We start from the raw sequence: 23,657 nt of genomic DNA on the forward strand, positions 1-23,657 counted from the left end.
GTACGGTGGTGTGAGAGGTCGGTAGTTGAAATAATCGACTACCTCCTACTCGATCTAAAAATGCGAGCAGTTAATCGTTGAATTATTACGGTCCATCGGGAATCTGGCACGGTCGGTTGACCGACGGATAGTATGAGTGAGCGTAATTGGCCTATGATTGAGTGACAGAAGAGCGGGTTCCTGGTCAAGTGGAGCAGACCTAACCACTTAGGACTTAGAGCATGGAAAGAAGAATGGCGTCCTCAAAATCGAGGACGCCATTCTTCTTTTGAACTTAATGTGCTTTAGCACCTAAATACTGGCGAAGATGTGCATCGTGGGCGTAGATATAGAGGCCCTTAACACCACGCTTCATGAGAACGTTAACAGAGTTCAAGATAAGTTGTTTCTTGATTGCCGTGAGTTCTTGCGCGTCGGTGATATCAGCGCGTCGTTTGAAAGCTTCGACGTCGGTATACCGGTCTAGGTGAACCTCTAACTGGTTCTGAGGTGAGAGCGTGAGAGGAGGGCCGAGGATGAGACCCACGTAGTTCAGGTCAAAGCCCTGACAGGTATAGATAGAGCCGACCTCGTCAATTGTTTGAGGGAGCTCTGCCCAGGGTGTGCTGGTATAGTTGTATTGATCCCATGGCAAGTGAAAGTGGCCCTCCGTAATGTAGTGTTTGCCACCATCCAAGGTAGAGGGGTAACCAGAAGTCGAAACGACGCGCGATAGGCCAACCTGATTGTTCTTAGTAACGATGGCTCGACGCATTTGCTCGGCGTCGTTAAAGATACGCAGGTCGTACTGGGCACCAACAGACTGGGGCAGGGGGCGGACCTGACTATGGGTGAAGTCGTTGATCCAGGCCACAAGCTCATCACTCGCTTGCATCCTAAATTGATGGGTCAGACGCACGTGTTGGTGCGGGTAATGGGCCAGTAGGTGTTCCAATCGTTTTTCAGTCCAGAAGCTCTTCATACGTAGGACTTGTGTCTCATCGAAAACCAGAATGATGACCTTAGCCGCTGCCAGTAGTGAACTCAGCTGGTTCTCGCCGTAGAAATTATTGTAGTGATCTGGCTGGGATAACAGCAGATGGGCTTCATCGATCACCAACACATCAGCCGTTGTGATCCCTTTAGCCAGCTGGTTAATGAGTGAAGTTGGCCGCTGAAAGTCCTTTTTTAATAGGTGGGGTTCCTTACCAGCAATTTCACGATAAACCTTCAGAATTTCTGGATGGTTGACCAAAAAGTAGTTGGTTGTCTTGGCTAACGGACTGTCGGGGCGGGTTCGGGAAGCTGTTTGTAACTGGTTAAACAGGTGCGCTAAGATCACGCTTTTTCCAGTTCCGGCGTCACCGTATACCGTAAAGACTGCCGGGCCAGTTTCGTTGACGTGGGCTGTCGTGAAGGCTAAGATTTGGTCGACCAAGCGTTTTTGATCGGTCGTGAGTGGTAGTGTGGGCGAAATCTTGTCGGTCGCCGCATTCGAGACTAAATGACTCAAGTTAACGCCTACTTTCTAAAACAGAATATGCCCATTGTACCGCGAATCACCTAAAAATGAAAAAAGAGTGAGACGAAACGCGGTTAGTCCATGAGCATTAACGTTGCTAGACGAAAAATCTCGGTTTGGGCTTGCTTGTCTAGCGGGATTAAGCCGGGGTTAATAGTCTTTGGTCACATGTTTCGACCATATACGTTTGGCGCGCAAAAAAGGTCTAGGACTCTTGCCCCAGACCCTAACCGGTTGCTTTACTTTTTGTCATCTGGTTTTACTTGGTGGTAGTTTGCTGTGTGGAAATGATTGGCACTGGTAGCATACTGTGCGATAGGGGCGAACGCCGCTGAGTGCCGCCACAGGGCGAAGGCTTCGCTGTCTACCCACTGGGTCAGCAGAACGTATTCACTGGCGTTGTGCGTCTTGGTCAAGACGTACATGGCCGTCATCCCGGCTGGGAGCACGTCGCTGGCCAGTTTATTCATTTTAGCAGCAAAGACGGTCGCTTCGTCCTGGTTAAAGGTGAAATAGGCAAAGCTGAAGAAGCCTAACCAGTCGCGGGCCCCCTGATGGAGCTGAACCTGGTACTCTAGGCCACCAGTAAAGATGGTGGGTTCATCGGAAACATCTAGTAGTTGTAGGCCCTCGTCGTCCCCAGCGATTTCCATGAGCACGAGGTGACGGTCGGGATTGCGCGTAATAATTTTTTCGAGCAGGTCCCTAGTCCCAAAGGTTAAAGATAATCTATGAAGCATGCTTACCCCTCCTAACGAATGTGGACAGACTGGGTAATTCATCAAATGCTTTAGCAAATTATCCAGTCGGTGATAACTATCTTCATTATAAGGGTTTCCACTTAAAAAGCGAAACGTTTACACGCTGTGTTTGGCGCGCTACACTGAGACTATGACGAACGAGAAAGGGTGGTTTTAATGCAATTAACGATTTTAGGCTGTTACGGGGGCTATCCCCATAACGGTGTCGGGACCAGCAGTTATTTACTGACTAGTGGGGACTACCATCTCCTACTGGATTGTGGGTCAGGAGCCTTATTGGCGTTGGAAAAAGTTCTGGATCCACTGCAGTTAAACGCGGTCCTGCTGACCCATTACCATCATGATCATACGGCCGATGTGGGAGTCTTACAGTATCTCTGGCAATTGGCACCAGGAAAAAAGGCGGAACCACTATTGCCAATCTACGGACACACGGCCGATCCACTCAACTTTGGAAGCCTCACTTGGCCTAACGCGACGGTTGGTCAAGCATACAATCCGGCTGGGACGTTGAAACTAGGGCCCTTTGAGATTGATTTCCTGCCAACGCACCATCCGGTACCGGCGTATGCGCCACGAATCACTGAAGTTAAAACGGGGGCAACGTTAGCCTTTACGGCCGATACCGCGGCCTTTGCGGGGCTTGCAGAGTGGTCAAGGGGCGTCGATGTGCTCTTAGCGGATACCAACTTCTTTGCCGATCATCAGGGGACCGCTTGGCATTTAACCTCAACGCAGGCTGGAACGTTGGCTAAGGAGGCCGGTGTTAAACGATTGTTATTGACCCACCTCCCACAGACCGGGAGTTTAGAGCAATTGCAACAAGAGGCCCAAGCGGCTGCTGGCACGACGGTGGAGGTTGCTGTCGTAAAGCCTCAGTCCATTTATAAAATCTAATTGTTTTTATTCGAATTAAATTAATTGGTCATCATCGTTTTCTAGTCGCAACGATTACTATCCGTCTCTAATTATCGGATAAATAGTCATATAGTATAATATTGTTTATTAATTAAAATTACAAAAAGGCTTCCCTTTTGGTGAAAAACTAGTATAATATAATTATTAAATAATTTATACGCCGTACAGGCCACTAAGCCTGTTTAGCGGTTATCGACCATGATAGTCGAATCGTTTGCTAATGAGAGGGAGGAAAAGATGATGACAGTTATGCTCTATACATCACCCAGTTGTACGTCTTGTCGTAAGGCTCGGTTATGGTTTGAAGAACACGGAATTGCGTATCGGGAACAGAATATCTTCTCCGAGCCCTTAACCATAGCTGAGATCAAGTCGATTTTACGGTTAACGGAGAACGGAACGGAAGAGATTATTTCTCGGCGATCGCGTGTCTACCAAGAATTGACGGTTGATTTGGACGATTTACCGCTTCGCGACTTGTACGAGTTGATTCGCCAGCATCCGGGAATCTTACGTCGGCCAATCATGGTAGACGATAAACGACTCCAAGTTGGCTTCAATGAAGAAGAAATTCGCCGTTTTCTACCCCGTAAGGTGCGCGCATTAGAGTTAGAGCGGGCCCAACGCCTAGTAAATGGTATCTAATAAGCTTAATTAGTTGCATCTGACCGGATTTGTGAGAAAATATTACTTGCAGTCCGGTTTTTTTGTTATGATTACTTTACAAGTAACTAAAAATGACTAGAATTAAAATCAAGGACAATACCCAAACCCACGAGAAAGGGGTGTTATTCATGGAAATGGAACGAATCAATGAAAATACGATTCGGGTGGTTATTGGTAACGATGATCTGAGTGAACGCGGTATTACCGTCTTGGACCTACTGGGTAACCACAAACAAATTGAAGGCTTTTTCTATAGTATTTTGGAAGAGGTCGACGTTGATCACCAATTTCAAGATAACGATGCGGTGACCTTCCAGGTTCTGCCAAATCGTAACGGTCTGGAATTATTTATTAGTAAGAACGTAGATGAGGATGACGCAGCGGATGACAACGGTGCGGACGCTAGCGTTGATAGTGATCACCCCGATCAAGTGTCGGATCAGATTAAGGCCCATTTATTGGAAAAAGACGATCAGAAAGATTTTCTGTCCAATTTTAAAGCACAGGCCAGTGACTCCAACGACATTGAAGATTACCTGAATGACGACGGTCAGCCAACGACGACACGGGTGGTCAAGCTTCACTCCTTTGAGGACATGATCAGTTTAGCGCGAGTATTGCACCTCGAGAATGCCGCATCTAACCTGTACCAATATAATGGAAACTTTTACTTGGAATTAATTTTCTTTGTGAATGAATCGTCTAAGGAATCAATTAAGGATGAATTAGCGGTGGCGTATGAGTATGCGGACCGGACTAAGGTCGCAGCCGACGTACTCGCCGAACACGGGAAATTAATTATGGAACATTCAGCACTGGAACTGACTCGGTTTCACTTCTTAAGTACTGATAAGTAAATCGTTAATCAATGAACACCAATGGGGAGATTAGGGCCTATTGGTGCTTTTTTGACGATTGATGGTATAAAAGATAGCTACAGTTACGGACTAGGAGTGATTGACAATGTCACTGGCACAACTTGAAGCGGTTCTCTTGTGGATGACGGGGATCATGGCGGTCATCGTTGTGGGAACCATCACAATTTATTACTGGTACTCACGGAAGAGCAGCAATAACTATTTAGAGAACCACGAGCTCGAACTGCGTTACTTTATTCAAAAGCAGGTCGACTTTCGGGGCAATACCACCGGTTACGAGTGCTTGTTGCGGCAGCACAATGCCGATGGCTCTTGGTCGCTTCCGCAGCAACTGGATTCGTTGCCCTTACAGCGCGTGATCTTTCTGTTGGAGGATACCTTCAAGGCACTACCCACGGAGCCAATCACCCTGTCGATCAATCTCGAGTATGACCAAATCATCAGTCCGGATTTCCACTACTTCGTCCGCTGGGCCATTTCGAAGATTACGCCGATGAATCTGGCCGTTGAGTATACGGCGGATCACGTTGACAAGCGCATCAACCGGCGTTTATTTGCCAAACGGCTCAAGGAAGCACGCCAGTACGGGATGCGGTTCGATGTCGATAATGTCGGGTCCACGCTGGAAAATCTGAAGAACATTGAATGGCTACTCCCACAGGTCGATTCGCTCAAATGTTCCATGCGGAGTTTTCGTAAGGAAGACCCGTCCGTTTGGCTCGATTTGAATCTGCAGTTTTGGAATAAACTTTCTCAGGACAACCATATTCAGCTGATCCTGATGGGCATTGAAGATGAAGCGGACGAAAAGCTCGCCGAACAACTTAAAATTCGGGTGCGACAGGGCTATCACTTTGGCCGTCCTGTGAATCCCCGGGAGGAATCGTAATGGCGCAACGGGAAGCAGAAAAAAAGTCAGAACAGGAACGGCAGCAGCTTTACACCGATGATTACTTTGCGAAGGGGCATTGGGGACTTAAAATTTGGCAAACGGTGGTCGCCATTTTTGGGTGGCTCTGCGTCATCGTTCCCATCGTGGTTACCGTACTGTCCTTTTGGTCGGCGTATGATCCGCGGGTGCCCCACGTCTGGACGTATCAGGAGGGAATCTTCGAAATTAAATTCATCGGAGTGCTACTGCTCTTCTCATTCGTCGTGGTTTCTTTATTCGCCGTGGGGATGACGATCATTCAGAATCGGAAGCGTGACCGGGTCGTTGAGCAGTGGCCAACCTTTAACCCCATTAATCAACAGAAACGAGAGAGTGAGTTGGACCGATTCATGACGGAGCGGTTCGGTGACCAGGAGTTCCGCGAAAATGTGCGGCACTATCAGGTCAAGCCAGAACAGAACCTGGATACGGAGCAGATTCACGATTTATATGCTAAGCATGATTTAAATGATTTGGATGAGTAACGTGGTGGTATGGATGGTAAAGGAGAATTAGCGGCTCGTGTGGAATATCTTTATTGACAGCATTTTAAAAGCAACTCTGGGCCAGACGGTGCTCAATGTATTCCTGTTGATTCTCTGTCTGTATCCCGTGGTCGGGTCCTTTTTTTGGTTTGCCGGTGCACTGTCCTACCGTTTTTTAAAAACCAATAAGCGAGACAGTGACTGGTCACCAATTCTGCCGAGTAAACAGCCGATGATCACCATTATGATTCCGGCACACAACGAAGAGGTCATGATCGAAGAGACCATCACCTATTTATTTGAAGAGTTGAACTATGACAACTATGAGGTCTTGGTCATGAACGATGGGTCGACCGACAAGACTGGAGAAATTATCGCGCGGCTACAGGAGAAGTATCCGCGGCTGCGAACCGTCGAAATTCTCAAGAACAAGGGGAAGGCCCATGCCTTTAATATTGGGATGTACTTCGCAAAGGGGGAGTACATTCTGAGCAATGATGCCGACACGATTCCCGAACCAGACGCATTGATGAAGTATATGAATTTCTTTATGCGTGACCGCGATATGAACACGTCCGCCGTGACGGCGAATATGGACGTGCAGAACCGCTCGACACTGCTGGGAAAGTCACAGACGGTGGAGTTTTCGAGTATCGTGGGAGTCATTAAACGTAGTCAGACCGCCATCAACGATTCGATGTATGCCTATAGCGGCGCCAACACGTTGTATAAGAAGGACTTCTTGATCGACGTGGGTGGGTTCCGACAGAACCGGGCGACCGAGGACATCAGTATCGCTTGGGACCACCAGATGCTGGGGGCCGTGCCGCGCTTTGCCCCCAATGTTATCTTCCACATGAACGTGCCGGAGACGATTAAGGACCTCTATCATCAGCGCAAACGTTGGGCTCAGGGGGGAACCGAGGTATGGTTGACTAATATCAAGAAGTTTTTATTGCACCCAATCGAGCACCGTTATCAAATCTCGATGTTTGTCGACTCAACCCTGTCGATCATCTGGTCGTTCTTCTTTACTATCACCTCAGCCGCCTTTATTGCCATGATGTTGTATTTCCTCTTTACAGGGGATTTTGAGCGCGTCATTCATGGAATCGTCATTTCCTTTATCTTCGTGACCTTCGAGCTGTTCGCGGGCTTTATGCAACTAATTGCGGCACTTCTGCTCGACCATCGGGGGGCCAAGCTAAAATATCTGATTTTTGCGCCGCTCTACATGCTATTCTACTGGATGGTCAACCCGATTACGGTGGTCATGACCTTTATTCCGGCGCTTAAGACGATTCTCGGCTTCGGGTCGGGGACTTGGGTCAGCCCGAAGCGCAAGTCGTTGCATAAGGAATGATGCGGCAGGATAGTTAGGCGTGAAAAAAGTTCGTAAATCCTTAGTTTGACTGAACTGAATCAAATTTGTCTCCAAAAAGGAACTGGACGTGATCTCGGCGTCGCAGTTCCTTTTTTGGTTATAAAATGCTCTGTTTTGCGTGGTGCACGAAGGCTTGATAGGCGGCCTCTTCGTTCGTTGTTTCGACGTGGGCGGCGGAAAAGTTACCCGCATGGAGATCCGGTTCGCTCAGACTGACCTTGGCCGTAAACGTCGCGTTACCAATGAGGCGAAGCGTACTGGTGGCGGGCGTCTTGCCCAGTGTGACGTGGGTCCTGACTAGACCACCGGGGTTCAAGACGACCAGGTCACTGCTTGCGTCAAATTGAGTGGGATGTTGCATGGCAAAGGCCAGACTAGTCGCGGACATCCCCGTGCCACAGGCGTTAGTGAAGCCCACGCCGCGCTCGTACGTTTGGACAAATAGGCGGTTGGGTCCTAGGAGCTTGGCGAAGCTCACGTTGACTCCCTCTGGAAAATAGGGGTTTGGCGCGTTCAGCCGCCGTCCCAATTCACCCAACACGCTTGGATCAAGGTGATCGACGAAACTGATGAGATGGGGGTTGGGTACGGCAATGGCTGTGAACGTCTGCTGGCCAACAAACTCCGGGACGGCGGTGTTGAAGAGCTCCGGCAACTGGTGGTAGGCAAAGGGCAGAGTTGCGGCGGCCATGGAAATGGGACCAATTTGAACGCTGAATGCCGGTACGTCGGGGGCGAGGTTGGCCGAGCGAGCCACGTCGAGGTCGGCTTCTAGGGTAGCGACTTGGAAGTGTGTTTTGCCCGATTGCTCCGCCAGATAACGGCTGACGGTACGGAGACCGTTGCCGCACATCTTGGCTTCACTCCCGTCGGCGTTGATGACGCGCATGGCTCCCAGACAGGTCGTATTTGGTGACGGTGCAATGACCAGTAGTCCGTCGGCGCCGCCCAAAAGACCCGTGTGGGGATGGCAGAGTTGACGAGCTATTCGGGATAACTCGATGTCGGTCAGTGGCTGGGTAAGCTGCCGTTGGTCGAGTAGGAAAAATTGATTTTCTGAGCCGTGAGCTTTGATCAAGGTCAACATAGGCTACACCTCGCTTTTGACAAAGAATGTGTCGTAGATGTGACGGACAGCGGCGGGCGCGTCCTTGCGCTGGGTGCCGATCATGATTGAAATACGGGAGGCTCCCTGATTGATCATGTGAATCGCAATATTATTTTGGGTGAGTGAGTCAATGATTTTTCCCATGGTATCGATCGTGTGGGCAATGCCTTCACCAACGACCATGATAATGGCGTAGTCGTCGATCCACTCCAGGTAGTCCGGGTGAAGGGTGGTGCGGATGTCACGGCAGAGGCTGTGAATAGTCGTCGCGTCTAACTTACTCTGGTCGAAGATAATGGTAAGGTCGTCGATTCCAGACGGCATGTGTTCATAGGAGAGACCGTATTTCTGAAAGATCTCGAGTAGTTTTAGGGTGAAGCCGACCTCTTTATTCAACAGGTAGCGGTGGAGATAGAGCGCCGAGAAACGATCGGAACACGCGATGCCCGTGATGGGATTGGCCGGATTGAAGAGAAACTGTTCCGGGACAATCAGGGTTCCCGGTGCGGTCGGGTTGTTAGTATTTTTCACGTTGACCGGAATCTGACCCTGAATGGCGGGGATGATGGCCTCATCTTGAAAGACGGAGAAGCCAGCGTACGACAGTTCCCGCATCTCACGGTAAGACATCTTCGTGATCATGGTGGGATGGGCCACGATGCGGTTGTCGACCGCAAAGATGGCGTCGACGTCGGTAAAGTTTTCGTAAAGGTCGGCCCGTAGTCCACGGCTGAGAATGGCCCCGGTGATGTCCGAGCCGCCGCGCGCAAAGGTACAGATATCGCCGGCCTGATTATATCCGAAGAAGCCGGGAAAGACGATGCGGGTGTCCACCGGAAGTTGCCAGCGTGCTAAATTGGCATAGGTCGCGGATAGCACACTAGCATCGTTAGGCGCACCGCCGACAAGTAGGCCGACCGTTTGCGGGTCCACAAACTTTGCGGGCACCCCTTGCTGGTTCAAAATCGCGGTCAATAAAATGGCGTTCAGCAGTTCTCCCTGAGCCTTAAAGGCGGCCAGTAGGTGGGCATTGTCCGTAAACGCCGTGGTGGCGAGATCACGGAGACGGGTCGTCAATGTCTCCATGACGGTGTGGTCGAGGTCAAAATGATCACTGATGGCTTGGTAACGCGCGAGAATCTGCGTCACGACAGCCTCGGTTGCTTGATGAGCCACCGTCAGCTGTGCGTATTGAATCAGCAGGTCCGTGACCTTCACGTCCGTTGGGGTCCGTTTGCCCGGCGCGGACGTGACGATGACCCGACGTTCCGCGTCGGCATTGATAATTGAAACAACTTTGGCGACTTGTTCGCCAGTGGCTAAGGAACTACCGCCAAATTTAACGACTTTCACAGCTATCACCTCAGAAATAGTTAGACTCTACAGTTATTTTTAACGGCAACTTTAACAGCTGACGAAATTAAAGCAAGCGATGAAAGTCGGATTCAGTTCGTAAAGTTAGAAAACATAGCGAATCCGCGACCGATGTCTTGACGCTCTAAGGGAATTGCTTTACCCTGATGTCAATATCTAAGAGGTTGCAACCAACAGCAGTACGTAAGGGAGTCCCTGAGTGGACCGTGAACTTGCGGAAAGGGGCGGTTGCCGAAGCACCAGTCGACTCAGCGGCTGGTAGCTGGGACGTTGATCCAATAGGTCACGGACTGTCGTAGCAAGATGTCTGCTACGGGGCGCTTACGACGAATTCGATTCGGACTGTGAAGTTCTGGGATCTCTTTGTTTGTAAGCAAAGAGATCCTTTTTTTGAACAATAGTGCAGGCAGGGTGGCTAAGCCTTGTCGCACCGCTCCAGCCCACGATAAGGCGAAAATTCCAGAAAGTAGTTATGAAAGGACGTGTGAGGCCAATGAGCAAGCAACGATTACAGGCAAATGAGCAGGGACACTTGGTTCTAGGTGGGGTGGATGCCACCCGGTTAGCACAGGAATACGGGACGCCCTTAGTAGTCTATGATGTGGCCGCGATTCGGCGACAGATTCAAGAATTTCGGGCGGCCTTTACGCGTAGTGGGCTGCGGTATCAAATCAGCTATGCCAGCAAAGCCTTTGCAACGGTGGCGATGTATCAAGTCATTGACGAGGAGGGCTTACACGCCGATGTCGTTTCCGGCGGGGAGCTTTACACGGCGCTACAGGCAGGCTTCCCCGTCCGTGACCTTAGCTTTCACGGGAACAATAAGTCCCTGGCAGAACTTGAGATGGCCGTTGAGAATCATGTCGGGGTCATTGTCCTCGACAACTTTCACGAGATCGAGCTGCTGAAACGGGTGCTGGTGGACCGAAACGCTAGCTGCGATGTCATGTTGCGGGTGACGCCAGGAATCACCGCTCACACCCATCGCTACACGCAAACGGGGCAGGTCGATAGTAAATTTGGGTTCGACGTGGATTCTGGCCAAGCCACCCGGGCCCTGCAGAAAGTCTTAGCCATTCCGCAGATGAACGTGATTGGGCTGCACGCACACATTGGCTCGCAGATATTTGACGTCACCGGGTTCGACCTGTTGGTTAAAAAACTAATGACGATTTCCGCACAGTGGCGCGATCGGTTGGGCTTTACGCCGCGAATCTTAAATCTAGGCGGTGGATTTGGCATTGCCTACACGGCGACGGACGACCCGTTGACACCAGCCGATTTTATTCAACCCATCGCCGCGAGGTTACGGCAACTAGCGGACCGCTATCAATTGCCATTGCCGGAAGTTTGGATCGAACCGGGTCGCGCCATCGTTGGTCCCGCCGGTTATAACCTGTACACGGTGGGCTCACGTAAGGACATTCCTGATTTAACAACGTATCTTAGCGTCGATGGGGGGATGGGCGATAACATCCGACCGGCACTTTATCAGGCAAAGTACGCCGCCGTTTTAGCGAATAAGATGAATGAGCCAACGCACGAGACGGTCCATTTGACCGGTAAATACTGCGAGTCGGGTGACATCTTGATCGATCAATTGGCGTTGTCGCGCAATGAACCCGGGGACCTGATTGCCGTGTTGGATACCGGGGCTTATGGCTATAGCATGGCATCTAACTATAATCGTAATCCGCGTCCCGCCGTTGTTTTCGTGGAGGACGGCCAGGCCAAGGTCGTGGTGCGACGTGAGACCTATGCTGACCTGGTTCGGTTGGATGTGCGCTATGAGTAATTGAGGGGGAAAACGAACATGCAGAAAATGACAGCAACGGAAATCATTCAGTACATTGGGACTGCCAAGAAGGCCACGCCGGTCAAAGTCTACCTGCAGGGAACGCTGGCTGCAGCTAAGATCCCGGCCACCGTGAAATGCTTTGCAACACCGGGGCTGACTATTCTGATTGGTGATTACCAAGCGATTGCACCGCTATTAGCTGACCGCCCGGCGGCAACGTATGAGCTGGAAATTAGCGCGCGTAATTCAGCCGTTCCACTACTCGACACGGAAAATATCAATGCCCGCATCGAACCGGGGGCCGTGATTCGTGATCAGGTTGAAATTGGGGCCCACGCCGTCATCATGATGGGGGCCATCATCAATATCGGTGCGGTTGTCGGTGCCGGAACCATGATCGATATGGGTGCTGTCCTGGGTGGCCGGGCCACAGTCGGTAAGAATTCCCATATTGGAGCGAATGCCGTCTTGGCGGGCGTCATCGAACCGGCCTCGGCCACACCGGTGCGGGTCGGCAATCGGGTCACGGTCGGAGCCAACGCGGTCGTGCTCGAGGGCGTTCAGATTGGCGACGATGCCGTGGTCGGTGCCGGCGCCGTGGTAACTAAGGATGTGGCCCCAGGAACCGTGGTGGCTGGTGTTCCGGCCCACGTCATCAAGGTCAAGGATCGCCAGACCACGGCGAAGACGCACATTGAAGACCAATTAAGGGAGTTGTGAGCCATGTTGACCGAAGCCCAATTGATTCAGATTCGCCGGCATTTACACCAGATCCCGGAGCTGGCGCTACAGGAGATAAAGACGCAGGCCTATCTACAACGGGTGATCGCGACGTTGCCCCAGACTTATTTGACCATCAAGACCTCACCTAAACTCCCAACGGCACTGCTAGTCCGCGTCGCCGGGCAGCATCCGCAGCGAACAATCGGCTATCGAACGGATATTGATGCGTTACCAGTCGACGAACACAATGAACTGTCGTTTAAGTCGACCCATCCGGGCGTCATGCATGCCTGTGGTCACGATATCCACATGACGGTGGCGCTGGGAGTACTCAGTTACTTTGCCGAACAACAGCCTCGTGACGACCTGGTCTTTTTCTTTCAGCCCGCAGAGGAAAGTGAGAGTGGTGGCAAGCTGGCCTATGACCGCGGACTGTTGACCGGCGAGTTTCGTCCAGATGAGTTCTATGGCCTGCATGACAATCCGGATCTGCCCACCGGGACCATTGGGTGTCGGCTGGGAACGTTGTTTGCTGGCACGAGTGAAGTTAACGTGACCATTCACGGGACGAGTGGTCACGCGGCGTTTCCCCAGAAAGCCAACGATGCCATCGTGATTGCGGCGAGTCTGGTCATGCAGCTGCAAACCATCGTGGCGCGTAACGTTGACCCGACGGCCTGCGGCGTGTTGACCATTGGCAAGCTTACTGCGGGGACTATTCGCAACGTGATTGCCGGGGAGGCGCGACTAGAGGGAACGATTCGTGGCCTGACACAGGAGATGATCAGCTTCATTCAGCGGCGGGTACGAGAAATTGTGGCCGGAGTCGCTTTGACCTATCACGCACAGATCGACGTGACCTTTAATCAGGGCGGGTATTACCCGGTGGAAAATGACCCAACGTTGACGGCTAACTTTATTCGCTACATGCGCGCGGCGGACGTTGACTTTCAGACGACCCCACCAGCAATGACGGGTGAGGATTTTGGCTACCTGTTATCCAAGATTCCGGGCACCATGTTTTGGTTGGGCGTCGACAGTCCAGGTGGCCTGCATGCCGCTAATTTCCAACCGAATGAGGCTGCTATTTTTAAAGGAGTGACCGCAATTCGGGGATTCTTATGTGATCGGATGACTCAATGAAGGAGTGAGCGATGATGTTTACCAATGCTGATCTGATGACGGCGATTATTACGCCGTTTACCCATGATGGCCGCGCCATTAACTACGCGGCGCTGGAAAAATTGACGAATCATCTGCTAGACACGGGAACGACTGGCTTTGTCATCGGCGGGACGACCGGTGAGACGCCGACGTTGAGCGAAACGGAAAAGTTGACGCTCTACCAGCGGTTTGCACAAATCGTGGCCGGGCGGGTGCCGATCATTGCCGGTGCTGGTAGTAACAATACGGCGGGGACAATCGATTTTGTTCAAAAATTAGCGCAGATCGCTGGTATCGACATGGCCTTAGTCGTGGTGCCGTACTATAACAAGCCTAATCAACGGGGGATGGCGGCCCATTTTAAGGCCGTAGCGGATGCGTCGGTACTCCCCATCATGATGTATAACATTCCGGGACGGACCGGCGTCTTGATGGCGAAGGAGACCATCGTCGAGTTGGCACAATACCCGAACATTGCCGGCGTGAAGCAGTGCCACACCATGGATGATTTTGAGTATATCGTCGAGCACGTTCCCAGCGACTTCTTGGTTTATACCGGAGAAGACGCTCAGGCCCTCTTTGCAAAGGTCGTGGGGGGCAACGGGGTGGTCTCCGTGGCGGCTCACCTCTATGGTGCGGAGATCCGACAGATGTATGACGCGTTGGCTAAGGAGGATTACCGGACGGCCGGGGCGTTGCAGCGAGAACTGACCCCGAAGATGGCGGCGCTCTTCATGTACCCGTCGCCGTCACCGGTCAAGGCGTTGCTGAATGACCAGGGTTATGACGTCGGAACTTGTCGGTTGCCGGTGTTACCATTAAATTCAGCAGAAAAGGCGGCCCTGTACCACGCCCTAGCGTTAAAGGGGGCGATGGCGTGATCTCAGTAATCATTGCGGGTTTCAATGGGGCAATGGGCCAAAAGGCGGTGCAGTTGGTCACGGCGACACCAGAATTTCAATTGGCCGGGGTCTTTAATCCGCACGTCACGAGTCGCCGCGCCACGGACTATGGCTTGGACGACGCGGTCACCGTTTACAATGACCTTGAGCAGATCACCACACCGGCCGACGTGTGGCTCGACTTTAGCACACCCAGTGGGGTCGCCACCAACGCCCAATTTGCGATTACCCGGAGGATGCGACCGGTGATTGGGACCAGTGGGTTAACGGAGGACCAGCAGCGGCAGTTACAGGCCACGGCCAATGCTCGACAGCTCGGCGGCATCATTGCGCCCAACTTTGGGTTGACGGCGGTGTTGATGATGAAGTTCGCGCAGCAGGCCGCCGCCTACCTTAAACGAGCAGAGATCGTGGAGTACCACCATGAGGACAAGGTGGATGCACCGTCCGGAACGGCACTGAACACGGCTCGACTGATTTATGAGGCGCAACGAGTGGACGAGCCACAACCATCGGCGGAGCTGGATCCACTGGGGGCTCGGGGTGGCGACTACCACGGCATCAAGATCCACGCCGTGCGGTTGCCGGGGGTTGTGGCCGATGAGGAAGTTATCTTCGGTGGCCCTGGCGAGACGTTGACCATCAAACAGAGTACGACGGACCGGCAGTCGTTTATGACCGGAGTGCGGTTAGCGATAGCGGCGGTCGTGCAACGACAAGACTTAGTCATTGGACTGGAAAATATTTTATGAGGTAACAAGATTAGGGGGGATTCGTTTGCCAGAATTAGATGTGCGGCTCAAATCAACTGTGAATCAAAAGATTCAGGCGATGGGGGCATCCCAGATTCGCGCCTTTGCCCAGAAGTTTGACCAGATCCCGGGAATCATCAAATTAACCCTGGGGGAACCGGACTTCAATGTGCCAGAACACGTTAAGGCTGCTGCTATTCAAAGTATTCAGGATAACAAGTCGCACTATACCGATCAACGAGGAATCCGCGAGTTGCGGCAAGCCATCAGTGGCTACCTGCAGCAACGGTTTCGGCTCACCTATGATGCCGATACGGAGATCGTGGCGACGGTCGGGGCTTCGGAGGCTATCTTTAGCGTGTTAGGTGGCCTGATCAATCCGGGTGATAAAGTTTTGGTGGCAACACCGACTTTTGCGCTGTATTGGCCGGTCATCTCGATATTTGGCGGAATCCCGATTCAGGTCGATACCACGGCCGACGGATTTCGGCTGACCGGTAAGCACCTGCAAGCCGTCATTGACCGCGAGGGGGCGGATACGGTCAAGGCCGTCATCTTAAACTTTCCGGGGAATCCGACGGGGGTGACCTATGATCGAGCACAGTTGCAAGACGTGGCCAACGTTGTGAAACGTCAGGGGATGTACGTGATCACGGACGAAATCTACGCGGAGCTCACTTACGATCAGCCCCACACGTCCATGGCGGAATTACTACCAGAACAGACGATTCTGATCAATGGGTTATCCAAGTCCCACGCTATGACGGGGTATCGTATCGGTTATTTTGCCGGACCGGCTGAGATCGTTGAGACTATCAGTAAGCTTCACGGCTTTGTGGTGACCTGTCCGTCTAATCCGGCCCAGTATGCGGCACTGGAAGCGTTGACTCATGGTTTAACGGATTCGGAGCAGATGCGCCAGACTTATCGGCAACGGCGTGACTACGTGGTGCCTGAGCTCAACCGGCTGGGGTACGCAACAACGATGCCGACCGGGGCCTTCTATGCGTTTGCGAAGATTCCACCAGAGTTTGGTTTAGATTCAGTGGCGTTTGCGACCAGACTGGCGGAAGAAGGCCGGGTAGGTGTCACCCCTGGAAGCTGTTTTGGCGCCGGTGGTGAAGGCTATGTGCGGCTGTCCTATGCGTCTTCCATGACGGATCTTAAGGAGGCCATGCGGCGGTTGGCGGTCTTTACGGCTGACTTACGGGCACACGTTTTGAATTAAAAAGGGGGAGATGATGGGATGCAAGCAGGACTTACGGTTGCGATTTTAGGGGCAACGGGTGCAGTGGGGACTCGCATGTTAGCGCAGTTGGCCCAGTCGACGATTCCGGTGAAGGCGGTCAAATTATTGGCATCGTCCCGTTCGGCGGGAAAATCGTTGACGTTTAGGGGGCAGTCGCTGACGGTAGAGGCAACGACTGCGGCGTCATTTGCGGGTGTTGATCTGGTGCTGGCTTCCGCTGGAAGTATGGTGTCAAAGCAGTTCTTGCCAGTTGCGGTTGAGCAAGGGGCGGTCTGTGTCGACAATACCAGTGCCTTTCGAATGGTGCCGACCGTGCCACTGGTCGTCCCCGAGGTCAACGCGGGGGCGCTCCGGGAACATCATGGGATCATTGCGAACCCTAACTGTTCGACGATTCAAATGATGGTGGCGCTGAACCCGATTCGTCAGGCGGTGGGGTTAAAGCAGATCATTGTATCGACCTACCAAGCGGCCTCGGGAGCCGGGCAGTCGGGACTAAACGAGTTTTATCAGGAAGCTAGGGACTATTTGAATGGTCAGCAGATGACGGCCAAGATTTTCCCGACTAAGGGCGATCAGCGCCACTATCCCTTGGCCTTCAACCTGTTACCGCAGATCGATGTGTTGGAAGACAATCTGTACTCGCATGAAGAGTGGAAAATGATTCACGAGACCAAGAAAATCATGCTGGGGGATATGAATGCTAACGATATCAAGGTCACAGCAACCTGTGTCCGGGTACCGGTACCGTTCAGTCACGGCGAATCGATTTGGATCGACACGGGAAGGCCCGATGCGACCGTTGCCCAGTTGCACCAAGCGCTGGCAACCGCCCCGGGAGTCGTGTTGCAGGATGATCCGCAACACCAACTGTATCCACAGCCGCTAAATGCGACTGGAACGCGTGCGACCTATGTTGGCCGGATTCGACCAGATTTAGAGAATCCGGGAGCCTTTAATCTGTGGGTCGTGGCCGATAATCTATTGAAGGGTGCGGCCTGGAATGCCGTTCAGATTGCGGAATGTTTGGTGGCAGAGGGGCTGATCCACGCGGTAGCCTGATTATGTATACAACAACTAATTGATGACGCGGTAATCTTAGAGGTGTTGACGGTTAGCTTTGAACGACCAGTCGATATAAATAGATTAGTAAAACGGTTGCTAACTACAAGCTGATGATTCGCTGGATTTGAAGTAATTGTTGCGCTATGCAATAACAAATGGGGATTGCCGGCTGAATGAGGATAGTTATAACCAATTGATCAAATATGACGTTGAAATTAATAAGAATAAAAAAGGCACCATCAACTCCAAAAATTGGACTTGATGGTGTCTTTCAGTTACCGCCGCTCGATGGCTAATAGAAATGGCGGGGTATGAATTTGATTGATAAAGCCGTAACGCAGAACTTGGTAATCTTTTTGTGGAAGTTCCTGACAGAAGTCGACGACGGCATCCCGTTCGGTTGGGCCACCGGGATGACCGGCGTAGACGACTAAGATAATCCGGCCGCCACGTGGCAGATGGGGCAACAGCGTTTTGACGGCGGTCAGGGTCGTGGTGGGACGAGTGATGACGGATTTGTCACCACCCGGCAGGTAACCGAGATTGAAGACGGCTGCTGCGACGCGCTCATTCGACTCCAGGAAATCACCGACGTTTTCGTGACCGGTCGCGTGTAGGTCGACCTGGGCGCTTAATCCGGTCAGAGCAAGCTGTTGTTGCGCTTCATCGAGCGCTACTTGTTGGATATCGAAGCCGAGGACGCGACCAGTCTTGCCGACCAAGTTTGCCAGAAAAATCGTGTCATGGCCTTGGCCCACAGTGGCGTCGACCACCGTATCGCCCGGCCCCACGCATTCCGTGAGTAACGTATGACTATAAGTTAAAGCATTTGGTAAATTCATTTATAATGCATCTCCATAACGCGTGAGGAACCATTGACTGACGGTCAACAAGAAGAATCCTAATGACCAGCCGGCGACCACGTCACTGGGGTAATGGACCCCAACGTAGACCCGGGATAGCCCAACGCAGACAATCCACAGGCTCAGGACCAAGGTGCCGGCCCAACGCCAATTGTGATGTTGCCGCAGGGACCAGCCCAGAAGGACGATCAGGGATCCCCATAGCAGCATAGCGGTAATGGAGTGGCCACTGGGAAAGCTGTAGGAACTGGCGGCAACTAGCCGGTCAACGGTCGGTCGTGGTCGTTGGATGATATTTTTGATAATGGTATTGCCCAAGCCAGCCCAAATCAGCACGTTAAATGCTAAGAAGAGAGCGCCACGGTAATGGCGGGCGATGACTAGTACGGCAACGAGCAGGAGTGTTGCCCACGTTACAGGTTTCGGATTACCAGATTTGGTCACCCAGATAATGCTCTGCATCAAGCCGTGTGGCAGGGGATGACGCACCCAGCCGATAACTAGTCGGTCGAACGCCTTGATCCAGGGTTGCTGTAAAGCGACCCCGAATAAGTCAATGAGAAATAAGATGCCCGCGGCCCAAGTGAAGCGCCAGCGGGTTTTAGAAATGGTCGTCAAAGATTGACCTCCTATATGATTATAATAATTTTAGTATAGCACAGTGTTTTGATAAGGCTGAAATTGATTTTGGAAAACAATTCGGTGGGAGTCAAAGCTATTTATTAGCAATCCAATTATCTCGTTATTTTAGTAGTTTAGAGGGCAATCTAACTCTTGATTTTTTGGCGAATAATTTGTTGTTACTGAGGAAGTGTTCAGGTATGCTTGAGATACAAAATGAATGAATTAGCTGATTTTGGAAAATTAGAATGCCGGTATATCAACGATTCTTTAGTGTATTCCTCGTGTATACGGGGGTGATCCCCGAGTGGTCGAACATCGTCGTGGAGATGGTGTGTATTCCCCGTATATACGAGGGGGGCGATTCTAAATTATCAAAATTAATGAATCAACACAGGGGGAAATGTCGGAAAGAAGTATAAAATGGTCCAATGGTTAGCAGGTATATATAATCGTCTGATTGAGTAAAAGGGAGAGATGAAAAATAAAACCAGATTACGATCATGATGCTGGCGGATGCGTGACAATAATCGTATGCAGTGTACTATTTTGGATACTTGTTAAAGCGATGATAATTACACTCTCACAATAAGAATGTTGGTTAATTTTGTGTACCCAAATCTATATTGCCGAAATGTGCTAAAAGAGATTCGTCCAGGCGTAGTAATTGCTATATGTGGTCAGGACGACGGTTCTATTTCTCATTTCACCGAATTATTCCCTAAGAAGTCGGTGTGACCCTTGCTTTTCCCTAGGGGGTTTGCTAAGATGAAAACAATCTGATTAGACAAAGACGTTGATGAGAAGTAGTAGTTCGGCGGGGTATTCAGCAAGCGGATGGTCGCTGTGAATCCGTTATCCCGTGGAACGAACTTGTCTCTGAGTCTTCTCCGCTGCAAAGTGGGCGTTTGGCGACGTTATCAGCCGGAATGAGCCTCGGTACAAGACCGGGGAAATGTAGGTGGTACCGCGCTAACACGCCCTGCAGAAGTCGATTTATGGACTTCTGGGGGCTTTTTTTATGGCTCGGCGTTGAAAATGAGAAAGGGAGCGAAAATTTTGGCATACAAACACCAAATTATTGAGCACAAGTGGCAACATTACTGGCGGGTCAACGAAACGTTCAAGACCGCTGATACTTCCAGTAAACCCAAGTATTACGTGATGGACATGTTCCCATATCCTTCAGGTCAAGGTCTGCACGTGGGACATCCTGAAGGGTACACGGCAACCGATATCATGGCGCGTTTAAAGCGGATGCAGGGCTTTAACGTCTTGCACCCAATGGGCTGGGACGCGTTTGGCCTGCCCGCTGAACAGTACGCCTTGAAGACGGGGCATAACCCTAAGGACTTCACCGCGCACAACATCAAGAACTTTAAGCGCCAGATTCGTTCACTCGGCTTTTCTTACGATTGGAGTCGTGAGGTCAACACGACCGACGAATCCTTCTACAAATGGACGCAGTGGATCTTCGAGCAAATGTACAAGAAAGGTCTTGCCTACGAAGACAAGATCATGGTCAACTGGGCTCCTGATTTCATGGGTGGGACCGTTGTGGCCAATGAAGAAGTCATTGATGGTAAGACGGAGCGAGGTGGCTATCCCGTTTACCGCGTACCAATGCGTCAATGGGTACTGAAGATTACGGCGTACGCTGACCGGTTGCTTGATGATTTGGATGACCTGGACTGGCCAGACAGCATCAAGGAAATGCAACGTAACTGGATCGGCCGTTCCGAAGGGGCTAGCGTCTTCTTCCCAGTTGATGGTCAAGAAGACACCAAGGTCGAAGTCTACACCACGCGTCCCGACACGTTGTTTGGGGCAACCTACATGGTGCTGGCGCCAGAACATGCTTTGGTCGATCAAATTACAACGCCAGAGCATGCCGCTGAAGTGAAGGCTTACAAGGAAGCTATCGACAGCAAGTCCGACCTCGAACGGACTGACTTGAACAAGGACAAGACTGGGGTCTTCACCGGTGCTTACGGGATCAACCTGTTGAGCGGCAAGAAGCTCCCAATCTGGATCGGTGACTACGTGCTGGCTTCCTATGGGACTGGGGCCATCATGGCCGTTCCAGCACACGATGACCGGGACAATGAATTTGCGCAAAAATTCAACCTGCCGATCGTCCAAGTCATTGCGGGCGACGACGATACCGACGTGCAGACGGCGGCTTACACCGGTGACGGCGAGCACATCAACTCTGACTTCCTGAACGGAATGAACAAGAAGGATGCCATCACTGCGGCTATTAACTGGTTGGAAGAACACAAGGCTGGTCACAAGAAGGTCAACTTCCGGCTGCGTGACTGGATCTTCTCCCGTCAACGCTACTGGGGTGAACCAATTCCCGTTATTCACTGGGAAGATGGCGAAACCACGTTGGTTCCAGAAGATCAGTTGCCACTGAAACTGCCAGCTGCTAAGCAACTCGAACCTTCTGGAACGGGTGAAAGCCCACTGGCTAACCTGGATGACTGGGTGAACGTTGTGGATGAAAACGGTCGTAAAGGGAAGCGTGAAACTAACACCATGCCGCAATGGGCTGGGAGTTCATGGTACTTCTTGCGTTACGTCGATCCACACAACGATCAAGCTATTGCTGACCCAGAGAAGTTGAAGTACTGGATGCCAGTTGACCTGTACATTGGTGGGGCGGAACATGCCGTCTTACATTTGCTGTACGCCCGGTTCTGGCACAAGTTCCTCTACGACCTCGGTGTCGTGCCAACCAAGGAACCCTTCCAGAAGTTGGTTAACCAAGGGATGATCTTGGGGACTAACCACGAAAAGATGTCCAAGTCGAAGGGCAACGTCATCAACCCCGATGAAATCGTCGAGAAGTTCGGTGCCGACACGTTGCGTCTGTACGAAATGTTCATGGGGCCGTTAGAAGCTTCCAAGCCATGGAGTACGGAAGGCATTAACGGTTCTCGTCGCTGGTTGGATCGCGTTTGGCGTCTGTTGATCGATGACAACAACCGGCTACGTGACCGGGTCACGATGATCAACGATGGTACGTTAGATAAGATCTACAATCAGACCGTGAAGACGGTGAGTGAAGACCTCGAAGCCATGCGCTTTAACGTTGCCATTTCGCAGTTGATGGTCTTCGTCAATGAAGCCTACAAGGCGGACAGCCTGCCACTGATCTATATGGAAGGCTTCGTCAAGATGATTTCACCAATCGTACCGCATATCGCTGAAGAGCTGTGGTCCTTGATGGGTCATGACGACACGATTTCCTACGCCAAATGGCCAACGTACGATGCCAAGCAATTGGTTGAAGACGTAGTCGAAATGGTCGTTCAGGTCAACGGTAAGGTTCGCGCTCACCTGAAGGTCGCTAAGGATGCGGCTAAGGATGACATTGAAGCCCAAGCCTTGGCTGACGATACGGTTAAGCTGCATACGGACGGCAAGACGGTTCGCAAGGTTATCGTAGTCCCAGGTAAACTGGTCAACATCGTTGCCAACTAAATTAACTTAAAAGAAGCGCCGGTAACTTTCCTAATGGAGAGTTACCGGCGCTTTTTAGTTGGCAAAAATTGGGGTTAGGGAGATAATTCGGGTCGATTTATGAGAAAGAACATCCTGGGGTTAAAATTAGATTAGTGAATTGCCATCGAACTTGGGATGGCAAAGTGACTATTCTTTAAGCTAAGGGTGATGGGAGAAGGGATTCTCGTGTGGCGTAAGTTAAGTATTCTCAGTCGCTTTGAATTGCGACAGACCTGGGACGACAAACTGGTTTTATTGTATACGTTGATTGCTCCCATGATTTTCTTTGTGGTAGCAGATTTTAGTTCACACGGCCATCCATTTGGCGTTCATGATTTGGCATCCCAGCTAATAGCCTATTGGGTTTACATTATTTTGGTAGGCGTTTTGAACGGGTTTCAATTTTCTTTGATTGGCATGCGCGAATCGAATTTCCTAAAGATGTTTACGGTGATTGCTGGCGATAAGCGCTTGATCTTTTTCAGCAATCTCGTTGTGCAAATCCTATTTATCGAAATTGAAGTTTTTGTATTTGATGTAGTCGTCTTGATTTTGAATCCAGCATCGTTGACCCTACTGCCTATGATGGCGGGGGGCTTACTGTTAAACCTGATTTTGATCCCAATTATCGCAGGATTTACGAACTTTCTCTTGATTCTCCCGCTCCGAATTAACCTAGTATCCTTAATGACCACGGGCTATATCTTTGTGGGGATGTTTCTGATGAGTCTGGGGCTCGGGTTGGCGCCCTGGATCAATGATGTCCTGACAGCCCTTAATCCCTGCTCGTACATGATTCAATTCTACAGCGCGGGCCTAGATATTTTGGGGCGGGTGTCGTTACTCCACGTCGGCTTATTGCTGGGGGTGGCGGCGTTCTACTTGCTCATCGGTTACTATCCCGTGCGCCACATGAAGCTGCAGTCGAATACGAATCGCTACTAGGGCCCGTTTGAAAACTACTTAAGTAAAATACAAATTGAGGCAACGTATACTGCTGACAG

General features: G+C 51.2%; 21 protein-coding genes and 1 riboswitch. Of the genes, 15 read left to right on the plus strand and 6 right to left on the minus strand.

Translation table 11 applies throughout. The features are described 5' to 3' along the window. Positions 1–274 precede the first annotated feature (274 nt). Positions 275–1,492, minus strand: coding sequence for a DUF2075 domain-containing protein (locus FC99_RS00915; protein WP_048732011.1), 1,218 nt, complete (start codon positions 1,490–1,492; stop codon positions 275–277). A 248-nt stretch (positions 1,493–1,740) separates the two neighbouring features. Continuing rightward, complete coding sequence (locus tag FC99_RS00920; RefSeq protein ID WP_048732009.1) at positions 1,741–2,241, minus strand: antibiotic biosynthesis monooxygenase; 501 nt, start codon at positions 2,239–2,241, stop codon at positions 1,741–1,743. A gap of 177 nt (positions 2,242–2,418) precedes the next feature. Here FC99_RS00920 and FC99_RS00925 point away from each other — a divergent pair, with 177 nt between their 5' ends. The 6 genes from FC99_RS00925 (at position 2,419) to FC99_RS00950 (ending at position 7,503) form a co-directional block, all read left to right on the plus strand. Further along, a complete protein-coding gene (locus FC99_RS00925; protein WP_048732007.1) occupies positions 2,419–3,159 on the plus strand; it encodes an MBL fold metallo-hydrolase in 741 nt (246 codons plus the stop codon). A 261-nt stretch (positions 3,160–3,420) separates the two neighbouring features. After that, on the plus strand, positions 3,421–3,825 hold the full coding sequence (gene spxA, locus FC99_RS00930; protein ID WP_048732006.1) for a transcriptional regulator SpxA: 405 nt from the start codon (positions 3,421–3,423) through the stop codon (positions 3,823–3,825). 149 nt (positions 3,826–3,974) lie between these two features. Beyond that, on the plus strand, positions 3,975–4,703 hold the full coding sequence (locus tag FC99_RS00935) for an adaptor protein MecA (protein ID WP_048732005.1): 729 nt from the start codon (positions 3,975–3,977) through the stop codon (positions 4,701–4,703). A 106-nt stretch (positions 4,704–4,809) separates the two neighbouring features. Next, on the plus strand, positions 4,810–5,613 hold the full coding sequence (locus tag FC99_RS00940; RefSeq protein WP_048732004.1) for an EAL domain-containing protein: 804 nt from the start codon (positions 4,810–4,812) through the stop codon (positions 5,611–5,613). After that, on the plus strand, positions 5,613–6,140 hold the full coding sequence (locus FC99_RS00945) for a hypothetical protein (protein WP_048732003.1): 528 nt from the start codon (positions 5,613–5,615) through the stop codon (positions 6,138–6,140). The genes FC99_RS00940 and FC99_RS00945 overlap by 1 nt, the downstream gene beginning before the upstream one ends. A 37-nt stretch (positions 6,141–6,177) precedes the next feature. Next, positions 6,178–7,503, plus strand: a complete 1,326-nt coding sequence (locus FC99_RS00950; protein WP_048732002.1) for a glycosyltransferase family 2 protein — start codon at positions 6,178–6,180, stop codon at positions 7,501–7,503. 118 nt (positions 7,504–7,621) lie between these two features. Here FC99_RS00950 and dapF read toward each other — a convergent pair whose 3' ends face one another. Continuing rightward, positions 7,622–8,611 carry a diaminopimelate epimerase gene (dapF, locus tag FC99_RS00955; RefSeq protein ID WP_048732001.1) on the minus strand — a complete coding sequence of 330 codons (990 nt, stop codon included), beginning with the start codon at positions 8,609–8,611 and terminating at the stop codon, positions 7,622–7,624. A 3-nt stretch (positions 8,612–8,614) separates the two neighbouring features. Further along, the gene (locus tag FC99_RS00960) at positions 8,615–9,985 is read right to left on the minus strand and encodes an aspartate kinase (RefSeq protein ID WP_048731999.1); all 1,371 of its coding nucleotides are present in this window, start codon (positions 9,983–9,985) and stop codon (positions 8,615–8,617) included. A gap of 171 nt (positions 9,986–10,156) precedes the next feature. Beyond that, positions 10,157–10,337, plus strand: a riboswitch (Lysine riboswitch). Positions 10,338–10,499: 162 nt separating this feature from the next. Here FC99_RS00960 and lysA point away from each other — a divergent pair. Genes lysA through FC99_RS00995 form a run of 7 tightly spaced genes read left to right on the plus strand, consistent with a single transcriptional unit; the run spans position 10,500 to position 17,656 of the window. Next, positions 10,500–11,801 (plus strand): diaminopimelate decarboxylase, encoded by a 1,302-nt coding sequence (gene lysA / locus FC99_RS00965; protein ID WP_048731997.1) that lies wholly within the window; start codon positions 10,500–10,502, stop codon positions 11,799–11,801. Between the two features lie 18 nt (positions 11,802–11,819). Beyond that, a complete protein-coding gene (gene dapD / locus FC99_RS00970) occupies positions 11,820–12,524 on the plus strand; it encodes a 2,3,4,5-tetrahydropyridine-2,6-dicarboxylate N-acetyltransferase (RefSeq protein ID WP_048731995.1) in 705 nt (234 codons plus the stop codon). A 3-nt stretch (positions 12,525–12,527) separates the two neighbouring features. Next, the gene (locus FC99_RS00975; RefSeq protein WP_048731994.1) at positions 12,528–13,670 is read left to right on the plus strand and encodes an N-acetyldiaminopimelate deacetylase; all 1,143 of its coding nucleotides are present in this window, start codon (positions 12,528–12,530) and stop codon (positions 13,668–13,670) included. A gap of 11 nt (positions 13,671–13,681) precedes the next feature. Next, positions 13,682–14,572, plus strand: a complete 891-nt coding sequence (gene dapA, locus FC99_RS00980) for a 4-hydroxy-tetrahydrodipicolinate synthase (protein ID WP_048731993.1) — start codon at positions 13,682–13,684, stop codon at positions 14,570–14,572. Continuing rightward, a complete protein-coding gene (dapB, locus tag FC99_RS00985; RefSeq protein WP_048731992.1) occupies positions 14,569–15,345 on the plus strand; it encodes a 4-hydroxy-tetrahydrodipicolinate reductase in 777 nt (258 codons plus the stop codon). The genes dapA and dapB overlap by 4 nt, the downstream gene beginning before the upstream one ends. 25 nt (positions 15,346–15,370) lie before the next feature. Further along, positions 15,371–16,573, plus strand: a complete 1,203-nt coding sequence (locus FC99_RS00990; protein ID WP_048731991.1) for an aminotransferase class I/II-fold pyridoxal phosphate-dependent enzyme — start codon at positions 15,371–15,373, stop codon at positions 16,571–16,573. Between the two features lie 18 nt (positions 16,574–16,591). Then, positions 16,592–17,656 carry an aspartate-semialdehyde dehydrogenase gene (locus FC99_RS00995; protein WP_048731989.1) on the plus strand — a complete coding sequence of 355 codons (1,065 nt, stop codon included), beginning with the start codon at positions 16,592–16,594 and terminating at the stop codon, positions 17,654–17,656. Positions 17,657–17,934: 278 nt separating this feature from the next. On the opposite strand, the gene mnmM is transcribed toward FC99_RS00995, so the two are convergent. Both mnmM and FC99_RS01005 read right to left on the minus strand, forming a co-directional pair. After that, positions 17,935–18,501 carry a tRNA 5-(aminomethyl)-2-thiouridylate-methyltransferase MnmM gene (gene mnmM, locus FC99_RS01000; RefSeq protein WP_048731987.1) on the minus strand — a complete coding sequence of 189 codons (567 nt, stop codon included), beginning with the start codon at positions 18,499–18,501 and terminating at the stop codon, positions 17,935–17,937. Then, positions 18,502–19,140, minus strand: a complete 639-nt coding sequence (locus FC99_RS01005; RefSeq protein WP_048731986.1) for a phosphatase PAP2 family protein — start codon at positions 19,138–19,140, stop codon at positions 18,502–18,504. 1,062 nt (positions 19,141–20,202) lie between these two features. Between FC99_RS01005 and leuS the strand changes: the two genes are divergently transcribed. Beyond that, positions 20,203–22,632, plus strand: a complete 2,430-nt coding sequence (gene leuS, locus FC99_RS01010; protein ID WP_048731985.1) for a leucine--tRNA ligase — start codon at positions 20,203–20,205, stop codon at positions 22,630–22,632. 207 nt (positions 22,633–22,839) lie between these two features. Continuing rightward, positions 22,840–23,598, plus strand: a complete 759-nt coding sequence (locus tag FC99_RS01015; RefSeq protein WP_048731983.1) for a hypothetical protein — start codon at positions 22,840–22,842, stop codon at positions 23,596–23,598. Positions 23,599–23,657: the final 59 nt, after the last annotated feature.

The organism is Levilactobacillus koreensis JCM 16448 (assembly GCF_001435525.1).
Lineage (GTDB): Bacteria > Bacillota > Bacilli > Lactobacillales > Lactobacillaceae > Levilactobacillus > Levilactobacillus koreensis.

Excerpts from the sequence above, each read along its gene's own strand:
- FC99_RS00920 (WP_048732009.1), bottom strand. The coding sequence starts at position 2,241 with ATGCTTCATAGATTATCTTTAACCTTTGGGACTAGGGACCTGCTCGAA.
- FC99_RS00925 (WP_048732007.1), top strand. The coding sequence starts at position 2,419 with ATGCAATTAACGATTTTAGGCTGTTACGGGGGCTATCCCCATAACGGT.
- spxA (WP_048732006.1), top strand. The coding sequence starts at position 3,421 with ATGACAGTTATGCTCTATACATCACCCAGTTGTACGTCTTGTCGTAAG.
- FC99_RS00935 (WP_048732005.1), top strand. The coding sequence starts at position 3,975 with ATGGAAATGGAACGAATCAATGAAAATACGATTCGGGTGGTTATTGGT.
- FC99_RS00940 (WP_048732004.1), top strand. The coding sequence starts at position 4,810 with ATGTCACTGGCACAACTTGAAGCGGTTCTCTTGTGGATGACGGGGATC.
- FC99_RS00945 (WP_048732003.1), top strand. The coding sequence starts at position 5,613 with ATGGCGCAACGGGAAGCAGAAAAAAAGTCAGAACAGGAACGGCAGCAG.
- dapF (WP_048732001.1), bottom strand. The coding sequence starts at position 8,611 with ATGTTGACCTTGATCAAAGCTCACGGCTCAGAAAATCAATTTTTCCTA.
- lysA (WP_048731997.1), top strand. The coding sequence starts at position 10,500 with ATGAGCAAGCAACGATTACAGGCAAATGAGCAGGGACACTTGGTTCTA.
- dapD (WP_048731995.1), top strand. The coding sequence starts at position 11,820 with ATGCAGAAAATGACAGCAACGGAAATCATTCAGTACATTGGGACTGCC.
- FC99_RS00975 (WP_048731994.1), top strand. The coding sequence starts at position 12,528 with ATGTTGACCGAAGCCCAATTGATTCAGATTCGCCGGCATTTACACCAG.
- dapA (WP_048731993.1), top strand. The coding sequence starts at position 13,682 with ATGATGTTTACCAATGCTGATCTGATGACGGCGATTATTACGCCGTTT.
- FC99_RS00995 (WP_048731989.1), top strand. The coding sequence starts at position 16,592 with ATGCAAGCAGGACTTACGGTTGCGATTTTAGGGGCAACGGGTGCAGTG.
- mnmM (WP_048731987.1), bottom strand. The coding sequence starts at position 18,501 with ATGAATTTACCAAATGCTTTAACTTATAGTCATACGTTACTCACGGAA.